The organism is Enterobacter sp. TCD1-1 (assembly GCF_020567405.1).
GTDB lineage: Bacteria > Pseudomonadota > Gammaproteobacteria > Enterobacterales > Enterobacteriaceae > Enterobacter > Enterobacter quasiroggenkampii.
In genome coordinates, this window is sequence record NZ_JAJCXF010000004.1 from 174,154 (window position 1) to 186,828 (window position 12,675).

The 12,675-nt window shown below is 57.2% G+C and carries 11 protein-coding genes and 5 tRNA genes; 10 read left to right on the top strand and 6 right to left on the bottom strand.

Going from position 1 to position 12,675, the window contains the following annotated elements; translation table 11 throughout:
- Positions 1-3 precede the first annotated feature (3 nt).
- The 10 genes from LJA86_RS17295 (at position 4) to LJA86_RS17340 (ending at position 4,807) form a co-directional block, all read left to right on the top strand.
- Positions 4-80 (top strand) — tRNA-Arg (locus LJA86_RS17295).
- Between the two features lie 64 nt (positions 81-144).
- A tRNA-Arg gene (locus LJA86_RS17300) sits at positions 145-221 on the top strand.
- Between the two features lie 64 nt (positions 222-285).
- Positions 286-362: transfer RNA gene (locus tag LJA86_RS17305), tRNA-Arg, on the top strand.
- A gap of 29 nt (positions 363-391) precedes the next feature.
- Positions 392-468, top strand: a tRNA-Arg gene (locus LJA86_RS17310).
- A 27-nt stretch (positions 469-495) separates the two neighbouring features.
- A tRNA-Arg gene (locus tag LJA86_RS17315) sits at positions 496-572 on the top strand.
- A gap of 117 nt (positions 573-689) precedes the next feature.
- Positions 690-1,256: a fructose-1-phosphate/6-phosphogluconate phosphatase gene (yqaB, locus tag LJA86_RS17320; RefSeq protein WP_229226485.1), complete on the top strand. Its 567-nt coding sequence runs from the start codon at positions 690-692 to the stop codon at positions 1,254-1,256.
- Positions 1,253-1,681 carry a YqaA family protein gene (locus tag LJA86_RS17325; protein ID WP_021241956.1) on the top strand — a complete coding sequence of 143 codons (429 nt, stop codon included), beginning with the start codon at positions 1,253-1,255 and terminating at the stop codon, positions 1,679-1,681. The genes yqaB and LJA86_RS17325 overlap by 4 nt, the downstream gene beginning before the upstream one ends.
- An 83-nt stretch (positions 1,682-1,764) precedes the next feature.
- A complete protein-coding gene (gene gshA / locus LJA86_RS17330) occupies positions 1,765-3,309 on the top strand; it encodes a glutamate--cysteine ligase (protein WP_045909305.1) in 1,545 nt (514 codons plus the stop codon).
- A gap of 153 nt (positions 3,310-3,462) precedes the next feature.
- Positions 3,463-3,978 (top strand): S-ribosylhomocysteine lyase, encoded by a 516-nt coding sequence (gene luxS, locus LJA86_RS17335; RefSeq protein WP_014833019.1) that lies wholly within the window; start codon positions 3,463-3,465, stop codon positions 3,976-3,978.
- Positions 3,979-4,042: 64 nt separating this feature from the next.
- The gene (locus LJA86_RS17340) at positions 4,043-4,807 is read left to right on the top strand and encodes an AraC family transcriptional regulator (protein WP_229226486.1); all 765 of its coding nucleotides are present in this window, start codon (positions 4,043-4,045) and stop codon (positions 4,805-4,807) included.
- Here LJA86_RS17340 and leuA read toward each other — a convergent pair.
- The 6 genes from leuA to proX all read right to left on the bottom strand — a co-directional run bounded on the left by leuA (position 4,794) and on the right by proX (position 12,674).
- Positions 4,794-6,449, bottom strand: coding sequence for a 2-isopropylmalate synthase (gene leuA, locus LJA86_RS17345; RefSeq protein ID WP_069720354.1), 1,656 nt, complete (start codon positions 6,447-6,449; stop codon positions 4,794-4,796). The genes LJA86_RS17340 and leuA overlap by 14 nt on opposite strands.
- Positions 6,450-6,633: 184 nt before the next feature.
- Entirely contained in the window at positions 6,634-8,181 is a 1,548-nt protein-coding gene (gene emrB, locus LJA86_RS17350) for a multidrug efflux MFS transporter permease subunit EmrB (RefSeq protein WP_028014182.1), read from the bottom strand.
- Between the two features lie 16 nt (positions 8,182-8,197).
- On the bottom strand, positions 8,198-9,370 hold the full coding sequence (gene emrA, locus LJA86_RS17355) for a multidrug efflux MFS transporter periplasmic adaptor subunit EmrA (protein ID WP_045909303.1): 1,173 nt from the start codon (positions 9,368-9,370) through the stop codon (positions 8,198-8,200).
- Between the two features lie 126 nt (positions 9,371-9,496).
- A complete protein-coding gene (mprA, locus tag LJA86_RS17360) occupies positions 9,497-10,027 on the bottom strand; it encodes a transcriptional repressor MprA (RefSeq protein ID WP_023308933.1) in 531 nt (176 codons plus the stop codon).
- 313 nt (positions 10,028-10,340) lie between these two features.
- Positions 10,341-11,525: an MFS transporter gene (locus LJA86_RS17365; RefSeq protein ID WP_111967739.1), complete on the bottom strand. Its 1,185-nt coding sequence runs from the start codon at positions 11,523-11,525 to the stop codon at positions 10,341-10,343.
- Between the two features lie 153 nt (positions 11,526-11,678).
- Positions 11,679-12,674, bottom strand: coding sequence for a glycine betaine/L-proline ABC transporter substrate-binding protein ProX (gene proX, locus LJA86_RS17370; protein WP_229226487.1), 996 nt, complete (start codon positions 12,672-12,674; stop codon positions 11,679-11,681).
- Between the last annotated feature and the right edge of the window lies 1 nt (position 12,675).

Below are 12,675 nucleotides of genomic sequence, written 5' to 3' on the forward strand. Positions count from 1 at the left end.
GATGCATCCGTAGCTCAGCTGGATAGAGTACTCGGCTACGAACCGAGCGGTCGGAGGTTCGAATCCTCCCGGATGCACCATCTATTACTTCATATTGCTTTAGAAGTGATATGAATATCGAGCAGTACAGTAGTAAATCCCGATGCATCCGTAGCTCAGCTGGATAGAGTACTCGGCTACGAACCGAGCGGTCGGAGGTTCGAATCCTCCCGGATGCACCATCTATTACTTCATATTGCTTTAGAAGTGATATGAATATCGAGCAGTACAGTAGTAAATCCCGATGCATCCGTAGCTCAGCTGGATAGAGTACTCGGCTACGAACCGAGCGGTCGGAGGTTCGAATCCTCCCGGATGCACCATTTACTATTTCTGAAAGCAGTACCCTGATGCATCCGTAGCTCAGCTGGATAGAGTACTCGGCTACGAACCGAGCGGTCGGAGGTTCGAATCCTCCCGGATGCACCATTACTGTTTCTAAAAGCATTTCCCGATGCATCCGTAGCTCAGCTGGATAGAGTACTCGGCTACGAACCGAGCGGTCGGAGGTTCGAATCCTCCCGGATGCACCATCTTCTCCTTCTTTGTTTATTCCTTCGACGTTCCGTCAGCAATCACACTCTCTGTCAGCGACAAAAACCACCATTTACGATAAAGTAATGCTTTGTTAATCGGTTAGCGAGAGCACGATGTACGCACAGTATGACGGTTTGATCTTCGATATGGATGGTACCCTTTTGGATACCGAACCCACGCATCGTCAAGCCTGGACCGACGTCCTGGGCCGCTACGGTATGCGTTTCGACCTTCAGGCGATGATCGCCCTCAACGGCTCCCCAACCTGGCGTATTGCACAGGCCGTGATTGAACTGAATCAGGCCGATCTCGACCCGCACCTGCTCGCACGCGAAAAAACCGATGCAGTAAAAGCCATGCTTTTAGATACCGTACGTCCTTTGCCGCTGATTGATGTGGTAAAAGAGTGGCACGGGCGTCGCCCAATGTCGGTGGGGACGGGCAGCGAAAGCGCGATTGCAGAGGCATTACTCAATCATCTTGGCCTGCGCCACTATTTTACTGCCGTGGTTGCCGCCGATCATGTTAAAAATCACAAGCCCGCACCGGACACCTTCCTGCTCTGCGCAGAATTAATGGGCGTCCCGGCGGCAAAATGCGTCGTGTTTGAAGACGCCGATTTCGGCATCCAGGCCGCGCGTGATGCTGGAATGGATGCGGTGGATGTGCGCTTACTGTGAGTGACGCGCTGTCACTTGCCTCATTATTCGCCAGCAGTTTTCTCAGCGCCACGCTGTTACCGGGCAATTCGGAAGTGGTGCTGGTGGCGATGCTGTTGTCCGGCGTGAGTCAGCCCTGGCTGCTTGTAGTAATAGCAACAATGGGTAATAGCCTTGGAGGGCTGACTAACGTTATTCTTGGGCGTTTCTTTCCGCTGCGTGAAAAATCGCGCTGGCAGGAAAAGGCAGTCGGCTGGCTAAAACGCTATGGCGCTGCCACGCTGTTATTAAGCTGGATGCCTGTAATAGGCGATTTACTGTGTCTGCTGGCGGGATGGATGCGCATCTCCTGGGGACCGGTGCTCTTTTTTTTGTGCCTTGGCAAGGCGTTGCGTTATGTCCTCGTGGCATGGGCAACGCTGCAGGGTATGACGTGGTGGCACTAATTGGTGGAATGAATACGCGACCTTCAATCGTCAACCATTACAATTATGCTGAGTAACATTACTTTGACAGGCGGGAGGTCAATTTGATCCCGGACGTATCTCAGGCGCTGGCCTGGCTGGAAAACCACCCTCAGGCATTGAAGGGTATTCAGCGTGGTCTCGAGCGTGAAACGCTGCGCGTTAACGCGGACGGCAGTTTAGCGACAACGGGTCACCCGAAGGCGTTAGGCTCGGCGCTGACACATAAATGGATCACAACCGATTTCGCTGAAGCGCTGCTGGAGTTCATCACCCCAGTAGAGGGTGATATTGATCATATGCTGACGATCATGCGCGATATTCATCGCTACACCGCGCGCAACCTGGGCGACGAGCGCATGTGGCCCCTCAGCATGCCGTGCTATATCGAGCAGGGCCAGGAGATTGAGCTGGCACAGTACGGCACGTCAAATATCGGCCGGCTGAAAACGCTTTACCGTGAGGGGCTGAAAAACCGCTACGGCGCGTTGATGCAGACCATCTCTGGCGTGCACTACAACTTCTCGTTGCCAATGGCATTCTGGGAAGCGAAATGCGGTGAAACGGATAAAGATGCCATCTCAGCAGGCTACTTCCGCCTGATCCGAAACTATTACCGTTTCGGCTGGGTGATCCCGTATCTGTTCGGCGCATCGCCTGCTATTTGCTCATCCTTCCTGCAGGGAAAACCGACGACGCTGCCGTTCGAGAAGACTGACTGCGGAATGTACTATCTTCCGTACGCCACCTCTCTGCGCCTGAGCGATCTCGGCTATACCAATAAATCGCAAAGCAATCTCGGTATTACGTTTAACGAATTGCACGAATATGTGGCAGGATTGAAGCGGGCGATCAAAACCCCGTCAGAAGAGTACGAGAAAATCGGCCTCGAAAAAGACGGTAAGCGTCTGCAGATCAACAGCAATGTGCTGCAGATTGAAAACGAGCTGTATGCGCCTATTCGTCCTAAGCGCGTGACGCGCAGCGGGGAAACCCCGTCGGATGCGCTGCAGCGCGGCGGGATTGAATACATTGAAGTGCGCTCGCTGGATATCAACCCGTTCTCACCGATTGGCGTTGATGAACAGCAGATTCGCTTCCTGGATCTGTTTATGGTCTGGTGCGTGTTGGCGGATGCGCCGGAAATGAGTTCAGACGAACTGCTCTGCACCCGTACAAACTGGAACCGCGTGATTCTGGAAGGGCGTAAGCCGGGTCTGACGCTGGGTATCGGCTGCGAAACGGCACAGTTCCCGCTGACGAAAGTCGGCAAAGATCTGTTCCGCGATCTGAAGCGTGTTGCCCGGACGATGGACAGCATTGACGGCGGGGATGCGTATCAACAGATTTGCGACCAGCTGGTGGAATGCTTTGATAACCCGGAACTGACGTTCTCAGCACGCATTCTGCGTTCTATGATTGATCAGGGCATTGGTGGTACGGGGCGTTCACTCTCGGCGGAGTACCGTGAGATGCTGATCCAGGAGCCGTTAGAAATCCTGAGCGAAGCAGATTTTGTCGCGGAACGCGAAGCGTCCGTTGTGCGTCAGAAAGAGGTTGAAGCGGCGGATACCGAGTCGTTTGAGGCGTTTCTGGCGAAGCAGGCTTAAGCAGAAAAGAAAAAGGCCACATCGCTGTGGCCAAAATATACATCTCTGAATTCAGGGATGATGATAACAAATGCGCGTCTTTCATATACTCAGACGCGCATTCTGTAGAAGAGTTCAGTTTATTTTAAAAAAAATCACTATCGGAGGTGACGTATGCCGTTATTAGATAGCTTTACTGTCGACCATACCCGTATGGAAGCACCTGCAGTCCGCGTGGCGAAGACCATGCACACCCCGCACGGCGACACGATCACCGTCTTCGATCTGCGTTTCTGCGTGCCAAACAAAGAAGTGATGCCGGAGAAAGGCATTCATACGCTGGAACACCTGTTCGCTGGCTTCATGCGTGACCACCTGAACGGCAACGGCGTTGAGATCATCGATATCTCTCCGATGGGCTGCCGTACAGGTTTCTACATGAGCCTGATTGGTCAGCCTGAAGAGAAACGTGTGGCAGATGCCTGGAAAGCGGCCATGCAGGACGTGCTGAAGGTGAAAGAGCAGAACCAGATCCCTGAGCTGAACGTTTACCAGTGCGGCACCTACCAGATGCACTCTCTGGAAGAAGCGCAGGAGATCGCGCGCCACATCATCGAGCGTGATGTGCGTGTGAACAGCAACGAAGAGCTGGCCCTGCCGAAAGAAAAACTGCAGGAACTGCACATCTAGTATTGTGCCTGTGGATGCCCGGTGGCGCTTCGCTTACCGGGCCTACATTGTGTTGGTGCCTCCTTTGACCACAACCTTAACCTTCTCCTTTACCCACCGTCCCCTCGTTCCGTTTGCCCATGATTACGTTCATGGTGACAGCGAACCCTGGCACAAGCACGACTGCGCGCAGCTGCTGCACACCCTGAGCGGCGTGGTACGGGTGGAGACCGCATCAGGCTGTTGGGTTGTTCCTCCTGGTCGCGGCGTCTGGCTGCCTGCGGGCACGCAGCATTCCCTGCGCATTACCGGCAACGTGGCGGCGCGAACGCTGTTTATCGATCCGCTGGCGCGGGCCGATCTCCCGGCCACCTGCCAGATCGTGCAGATCACGCCGCTGCTGCGCGAGCTGATCCTCGTCTGCCTTGCTTTACCTGAATCGTACTTACCCGGAAGCCGGGATGAGCGCGTCTATGAGCTCATTCTCGATGAAATCCGCACTATGCCGGTGCTGCCGTTTCACCTGCCGGAGCCGGAAAGTGAGGCGCTACGTCGCCTGTGTCTGCAAATCCGGCAACACCCGGGTGAAAGCTGGAGCAGCGCTCAGGCTGCGAGCATGATGAACATGAGCGAGCGCACGCTGAACCGCCATTTTCAGCAGCAGACGGGATTAAGCTACGGAGAGTGGTTGAGAAGGGCGCGCCTGCTGGAAGCCTTAGTGCGGCTGGCGCAGGGCCAGCCGGTATTACGCGTGGCGCTGGATCTGGGGTACGGCAGCCATAGCGCCTTTACGGCCATGTTCCGTCGGGTGATGGGCGTCTCTCCCAGCGATTACTTTAAGAACGACTGACGGCGTTAAAGAGCGCCTGAAGCGACGCGCGCGCCACGTCGCTATCAATGCCCACGCCCCAGCGGCTGCTGCCGTCCTGGAACAGACAGCGGATGTAGGCCACCGAGCGGCTGTCGCTGCGTTCGCCTAACGTATGCTCGTGATAATCCTTAATCACGAACGGGGCGTTGACCCAGCGGCTCAGGCCGTGAGCGGCGGCGGAGAGCAGACCGTTGCCCTGACCTTCCAGCTGGCGCGTTCCTCCCTGTGTGACGACGCTGGCCGTCAAACGCAGCTGGCCGTCCTGCTGGCTGTCGCTGCGGTAGGATTGCAGCGCATAGTGCGGCGTTGCCACCAGGCCGTAGCGGGTGCGGAACAGCTGCCACAGCGCATTTTGCGTCATCTCTTTTCCGTGACGATCGGTTTCCTGCTGCACGTGCTGGCTGAAATCCTGCTGCAGGGCGCGGGGCAGTTTCAGACCATGATTCTGCTCAATCAGCCACGCGCTGCCGCTTTTTCCTGACTGGCTGTTTACGCGGATCACCGCTTCGTAGGTGCAGCCGATATCCTGGGGATCGACGGGCAGGTAAGGCATCTCCCAGCGATCGCCTGGCCTGCGGGCATCAAAGCCTTTTTTAATCGCGTCCTGGTGCGAGCCGGAGAAGGCGGTATAGGCCAGCCGTCCTGCCCACGGATGGCGCGGGTGGACCGGCAGCTGATTGCAGGTTTCCACCACTTCCACCACCCGGTTCATATCGCTAAAGTCCAGATTCGGGCTAACCCCCTGGCTGTAGAGGTTCATCGCCAGCGTTACCAGGCAGACGTTACCCGTACGTTCCCCGTTACCGAACAGACAGCCCTCCACGCGGTCAGCTCCCGCCATTACGGCCAGCTCCGCGCAGGCAACGCCGGTACCGCGGTCGTTATGCGGATGCACGCTGATGCAGACATCGCGGCGGCGGCTGAAGTGGCGGCAGAAATACTCGATCTGGTCGGCATAGACGTTCGGCGTGCTCACTTCGACGGTGGCAGGTAAGTTGATCACCATAGGCCGTTCGTCGCACGGCTGCCAGATTTCCGCCACGGCTTCACAAATCTCCAGCGCAAACTCCGGCTCGGTAAAGCAGAAGGTTTCCGGGGAGTATTCATATTGCCAGCGGGTGTCGGGATTTTCCTCACACAGCTGGCGAATAAGCCGCGTCGAGCGCGTCGCCAGCTCAACGATTTGCGCTTTCTCCATGCCGAAGACCAGGCGGCGGAACAGCGGAGCGGTGGCGTTATACAGATGCACGGTAGCCTGCTTCGCGCCGCGCAGGGATTCAAAAGTACGATGGATGAGATCTTCCCGTGCCTGAGTGAGCACCTGAATTGTCACGTCATCCGGGATGCGGTTCTCTTCAATCAGCTGGCGAACGAAGTTGAAATCCGTCTGCGAGGCGGAAGGAAAGGCAACCTCGATCTCTTTGAATCCGCAGCCCAGCAGCAGTGCCCAGAACTGCAGCTTGCGGGCGCTGTCCATCGGCTCGGCAAGGGCCTGGTTGCCGTCGCGCAGGTCGGTCGAGAGCCAGCGCGGCGCGCGGGTGATGCGTTGTTCCGGCCAGCGACGGTCGGGCAGGGAAAGGGTGGGATAGGGTTGGTACTTGTCGGCGGGTGTGTTCAGCATGATGCGCTCCTGTTGTCTTTTCACTATCGTGAATCGATTTCAGGCGCGCTGCTTTATCGGAACTGACAATGGCTGTCGCGTTCTGGACACAGTGCGGTTTTTTGCCGGATGGCGGCTACGCCTTATCCGGCCTACGTTCGTAGGCCCGGTAAGCGTAGCGCCACCGGGCAACCGTCGCACAGAACTAGTGCGCGCCGCCACCGCCGCCACCAGCACCAAACGGCGGTCTGGCAAACCACACCAGCCCCAGCAGGACGATAAAGATCCCTGCCGATATCCAGAAAATCTCGTTGGCCGAGATAATCAGCCCCTGGTTGGTGATCTGCTGGGCAATCCAGCCGGACGCCTGCTGCTCCGTCATTCCCATCCCCTGAAGCTGGCTATACATCTGCTGAGCATTCGGGTTGTACGGGTTCACCGCTTCGGTCAGCTGCGCGTGGTGCATCGATTCGCGGTTCGTCCACAGGGTGGTGGTGATCGACGTACCGATGGAGCCCGCCAGCGTACGGGTGAAGTTCGACAGGCTCGAGGCGGCCGCCAGACGCTCGGGCGGTAAGCCAGAGAGCGTGATGGTGGTCAGCGGCATAAAGAAGCACGCCACCGCGAAGCCCTGAATGAACTGCGGCCACGCCGAGGCGCCAAAGTCCATTCCTGGCTCAAAGGTATACGCACGCCAGTAGAAGCACACCGCATACATAATGAAGCTGAACGTCACCAGCCGACGCATGTCGAGCTTATGGGCGAAGCGGCCAATTATCGGCGACAGCAGGACCGGGATCACCCCGACAGGTGCCGACGCCAGACCCGCCCAGGTGGCGGTATAGCCATACACCTCCTGCAACAGCTGCGGCAGCAGAACAATCGCGCCGAAGTAGAGCATATAGGCGAGGCTGATACACAGGCAGCCGATGGTGAAGTTTCGCGACTTAAACAGCGAGAGATCGACTATCGGGTTGTCGTCCGTCAGCTCCCAGACGATCAGGAAGCTGATCGACACCACCGCGACAATGGTCAGGATGATAATTTCCTGCGAGTTGAACCAGTCGAGCTCTTTACCGCGGTCGAGCATGATCTGCAGACTGCCGATACCCAGGATCAGCAGCGCCAGCCCAATGCTGTCGATACGCCGTTGTTCGGTGCGCGTCTCTCGTCCCCGCAGCGACTGCAGCGTCATCAATACCACGACGGCGCCAATCGGTACGTTGATGAAGAAGATCCAGCCCCAGTGGTAGTTATCGCTGATGTACCCGCCCAGAATCGGTCCGCAGATAGGCGCGACGATAACGGTCATCGACCAGAGCGCCAGCGCGACGGAACGTTTTGCGGGAGGGTAGTTGCTCAGCAGCAAACTCTGGGAGAGCGGGATCAGCGGCCCCGCGACAATCCCCTGAATGACGCGGAAGAAAATCAGCATCGTCAGGCTGCTGGACATGCCGCACGCCCACGAGGCCAGTACAAACGCCACCGTGGACCAGAGGAACAGCTTCACCTCACCGACGCGCTTTGCCAGCCAGCCGGTGATCGGAATGGAGATGGCGTTTGCCACCCCAAACGAGGTAATGACCCATGTCCCCTGGCTCAGCGACGAGCCAAGGTTACCGGCGATGGTCGGGATCGCCACGTTTGCGATGGTGGAGTCCAGCACCTGCATGAATGTCGCCAGCGACAGCGCGATGGTCATAATGACCAGCTGCGCGCCTTCGAGCGGTTTTTGCGGCTTTTGCTGTTGCATAACGCTCACCTTCGGATTAACCGGCGTTTGCCTTCACGATGTCATCGATCAGCTTGTTGACCGGATCGAGGCTAATTTCACGGGCGTTACTTTCATAAGCCGGGCTGCTACGCACCTGGCTTGCCAGGATCTGACCGTCGCGGTTGGCGGTGTCAACCGTCACCAGCGTGGAGAGGCCGATACGCAGCGGGTGATCCGCCAGCTGTTTGGCATCCAGTTCGATACGCACGGGCAGACGCTGTACGACTTTGATCCAGTTACCGGTGGCGTTCTGCGCAGGCAGCAGGGAGAAGGCGCTGCCGGTCCCCATATCCAGACCCACCACTTTCCCGGTGTACTTCACGTCATCGCCATAGATGTCGCTGACAACCGTCGCGGTCTGGCCGATACGCATATGCGCAAGCTGCGTCTCTTTAAAGTTGGCGTCGACCCACAGGTTGTCTGCCGGTACGACCGCCATCAGCGGCGTGGTCGGGCTAATCTGCGCCCCAGGCTGAACGGAACGACGGGAGACATAGCCGGTCATTGGGCTGACGATTTTAGTACGCTGCAGGGCAAGCCACGCGTTGCGGACTTCGGTCGCTGCCTGCTGAACGGCAGGCTGGTTTTCCAGGCTGGTGCCCAGCACCATCGCCTGGTTGGCGTTGTACTGTTGAATGGCCACATCCAGCTGTGCCTGAGCGCTGGCTACGGCGTCGCGGGCGTGCTGCAGCTCTTCACGGCCAATCAGGTTGGCGGTGCCGAGCGGCACGCGGCGGTTCAGGTCGCTCTGCGCCTGTGCGAGTGCGGTTTTCTGCACGTCGATGTTGGCCTGCAGCTGCTTGCTGTTGATCATCAGCTGGCGGGTCTGACGGACGCTGGAGGCCAGCGCGGTCTGTGCTTTTTCAAACGCCTGCTGGGCGTCGGTTGGATCGAGAGTCACCAACACATCGCCTTTTTGCACAAAGTCGGTATTGTCAGCCCAGACTTTCGTCACGCTGCCCGACACCTGCGCCATAATTTGTACCTGGTTCCCTGCCACGTACGCGTCGTCAGTCTCTTCAGCATGACGCAGTACTAAAAACCAATAGATCCCATATGCCACGGCAATAATGATAAAGAGCAATGTCAACAGAAGAAGGGCGCTCTTACGTTTGCCTTTCTTGTTGGCCGGTTGCTGCGGGGTAGTGCTCTCCGCATTTGCGCTCATTGTTGTTCTCCACGATCTTCTTATTTTCACATCGGCTGAGCCGACCTGTTGTCAGAAAGGCCAGCAGTGTGACGTGCTGGCCTGTCGGTTTTCTTATGAATCTGGAATGGTGAGCGTGTCGTCGCGTTAGCGCAGCGCCTCAAGAACGGCGCCGTCTTCATCCATCTGGTCCAGACGGGTGAGCAGCTTGCGAGTGATGTGCTCAAGCTGGTCACGCTCGGCGGTGCTGAGGGCGGACCAGAGTTTGTGCAGGCAATTGTGCTGAGGTGGCAGCACCTCGCGCAGGAACTGGTGACCTTTATCGGTCAGTTGCAGATGCAGGCAGCGGCGATCGTTGTCGCTTTCACGGCGCTCAATCCAGCCACGCTTTTCGAGCTCATCGGCAATTCGGGTCGCATTGGTACGGGAGGAGCCCAGCGCGCAGCTCAGCTCGGAAGGCTGAATACTGTGGTTTTCCTGAGACTCCAGCGTGATCAACGCCATAAACAATGTCTCGTTAATCCCTTGAGCTTTCAGCATTTTATTACGGTTTTCCAGTAGCTTACCCTGCATGTGCATGCACAGGCGAGTCAGCAGGATTTCCTGGTACGGGAAGTCCTCATGGCGACTGGCGCGGAATTTAAGCATTTGTTCAATGGGCGTAAACGAACTATCCATTTGGGCATAACCTCATTAATTACAGCCGATATAGTAACGATAGTGACAAATAATGTAAATGAATTATTTGTGCGGTTATATCCGCCAAATTAATGTCACCATCAGAAAGCGCCGGGTAAGTCCGTGACCCGGTGAGCACAGAAAGCGTAGGGTGTGAACCCGCTGAAGAGAGGATGTGAGGACGGGAGTCTGAACTATTCATGCCAATTGTAAATATGTCACCCACATTAAAATTTCTGGGATAAATGATTACGTTTACATTAACAGAGTGAAGGGCCTCTTAACACCCTAAGAGGCCAACGCAATGTAAAACTTAATGAATTGCATCCTGACGATGGTAGCCGCGCCACCATACTAGCAGGTTAAGCGTGGCGACGATGGCGCCGATCGCACATACCCCTGACCAGCCGGCATGCTGCCATGCCGAGGCGGAAATGAGCGAGCCCGCCGCGCCGCCAATGAAGTAGCTGGTCATGTACCCGGCCGTCAGGCGGTTACGCGCCTCTGGCTTCACGCGATAGATGACGGTCTGATTGGTGATGTGAACGCCCTGCACGGTGAGATCGAGCACCAGGATACCGACGATCAGCGCCAGCACCGAGACGTGCCCATACCAGATTGCCGCCCAGGAGAGCAGGAGTAATACCAGCCCCGCGGAGGTGGTCAGATGGGATTTGCCCTTGTCGGCCAGCCCGCCTGCGGGACGTGCGCCCAGTGCGCCTGCGGCACCGGCCAGACCGAACAGGCCAATCACCCCTTCGGAATAATTGAACGGCGGCGCGGCCAGCAGAAACGCCATCGACGTCCACAGAATGCTGAAGTTGGCGAAGGTAAAGCAGCCCAGCAGGGCGCGGGTGCGCAGAAGTTTATCCTGGGTGAACAGGCTGAAAACGGAGGCCAGCAGCTGCGGGTAGTTCAGGTGATTTTCCTGCTTCACTTTTGGCAGCCCGCGCCACAGCGCCAGCGCCATGACGACCATCAGCACGCTCGCCACCCAGTATACGGTGCGCCAGCCGCCGAGGCTTGCCAGCAGCCCGGCAACGGTACGCGCCAGCAAAATCCCCAGCAGCAGGCCGCTCATGATGGTGCCCACCACCTTGCCGCGTTTTTCCGGGGAGGCGAGGGTCGCTGCGAGCGGGACCAGGATTTGCGCGACCACGGAGAACAACCCCGTCAGCGCGGTACCGATAATCATCATCGTCAGCGACTGGCTGCTGGCGGTGATCAGCATCCCACCGGCGGCCAGCAGGGTCATGGAGACGATCAGCATTCGGCGTTCAAACATATCGCCGAGCGGCACCAGGAACAGCAGCCCGGCGGCATAACCGAGCTGGGCTGCGGTGACAATAAAGCCTGCTGAACTGGCGGAAAGGTCAAACGCGCGGGCGATGGTGTCGAGAAGAGGTTGCGCGTAATAGTTGCTGGCGACGGCCAGACCCGTGGCCACGGACATTAAAAGAATGAGTGCGGGGCTAAGCCCTTGAGCTGTTTTTGTCATTGGTTTCAGGAATCGTTAGTTAAGTGATTATTTTTCCGGAAACCATAATAGCGAATGATTGTGAATGTTGGGGGATTGTTATGTGTGTGTTTGTGCGGTTATCCCCTCATCCTCTCCCCTTTGGGAAGAGGATGAGGGGTAGGGTTTTGTTTTTTACTTCTGCGCCTCAAGCGCCTCTTTCACCCAGCCGTCAAACTGCTGCTGGTGGGCTTTGATCCAGCCGTCGACGTGGCCTTTGACATCTGCCTCAGACGATTTACCCGCGTGCATCATCGCGTTCTGGGCGTTGATGTCCGCCAGTGGCAGCTTCATCACCGAGAACAGCTTCGCCGCGGCCGGGTTTTTCTCGGCCCAGGCTTTGTTCGCCACGATATGCATGGTGTTCACCGGGAAGCCGTAGTTCATGCCGTTCGGCAGTTTGGTGTCGATATCTTTCTGCTCGCCCGGGAGGGAGGAGAACGGCACCTGCAGCCACACCACGTCTTTCCCCGGCTTCAGCACGTCGCTCACCCAGTATGGCGTCCAGGTGTAGTAAATCACCGGTTTACCCTCTTTGAAGCGGGCAATGGTGTCGGCCATCATCGCAGAATAGTTGCCGTGGCTCACGTCGACCGTTTTCGCCAGATCAAAGGCCTTGTTCTGGTGGTTAATCACCGCTTCGCAGCCCCAGCCCGGCGAGCAGCCCATCATGTCGGCCTTGCCGTCACCGTTGGTGTCGAACAGTTTGGCGATCTTCGGATCCTTCAGCTGTTCGATATTGGTGATGTGGTACTGGTCGGCGGTTTTCTTGTCGATCAGATATCCCTGCGCCGCGCCGGTGACAAATGTGCCTTCACGGTAGAATTTCTTGTCGCCACCGGCGGCGGCATACATGTCGTCGTGCAACGGCTGCCAGTTCACGGCGGTGAAGGTGGCGTCACCGGAGGCAATCGAGGTATAGCCCACGTTGTAATCCACTTCGCTCGGCGTGTTAACCGTGTAGCCGAGTTTTTCCAGCGCGCGGCTGACGATCAGGGTCTGGAAGCTCTCTTCCGAAATGGTGCTCTGCACCGGCTGCACGGTAATGCCTTTGCCCGGCAGATCAGCCGCGAACGTGCTGGTGGAGACAAGGGTGGCAAACGCTGTGGCAAAAAGGACTTTATGTCGCATC

Excerpts from the sequence above, each read along its gene's own strand:
- yqaB (WP_229226485.1), top strand. The coding sequence starts at position 690 with ATGTACGCACAGTATGACGGTTTGATCTTCGATATGGATGGTACCCTT.
- luxS (WP_014833019.1), top strand. The coding sequence starts at position 3,463 with ATGCCGTTATTAGATAGCTTTACTGTCGACCATACCCGTATGGAAGCA.
- leuA (WP_069720354.1), bottom strand. The coding sequence starts at position 6,449 with ATGCTGAACACACCCGCCGACAAGTACCAACCCTATCCCACCCTTTCC.
- emrB (WP_028014182.1), bottom strand. The coding sequence starts at position 8,181 with ATGCAACAGCAAAAGCCGCAAAAACCGCTCGAAGGCGCGCAGCTGGTC.
- emrA (WP_045909303.1), bottom strand. The coding sequence starts at position 9,370 with ATGAGCGCAAATGCGGAGAGCACTACCCCGCAGCAACCGGCCAACAAG.
- mprA (WP_023308933.1), bottom strand. The coding sequence starts at position 10,027 with ATGGATAGTTCGTTTACGCCCATTGAACAAATGCTTAAATTCCGCGCC.
- LJA86_RS17365 (WP_111967739.1), bottom strand. The coding sequence starts at position 11,525 with ATGACAAAAACAGCTCAAGGGCTTAGCCCCGCACTCATTCTTTTAATG.
- proX (WP_229226487.1), bottom strand. The coding sequence starts at position 12,674 with ATGCGACATAAAGTCCTTTTTGCCACAGCGTTTGCCACCCTTGTCTCC.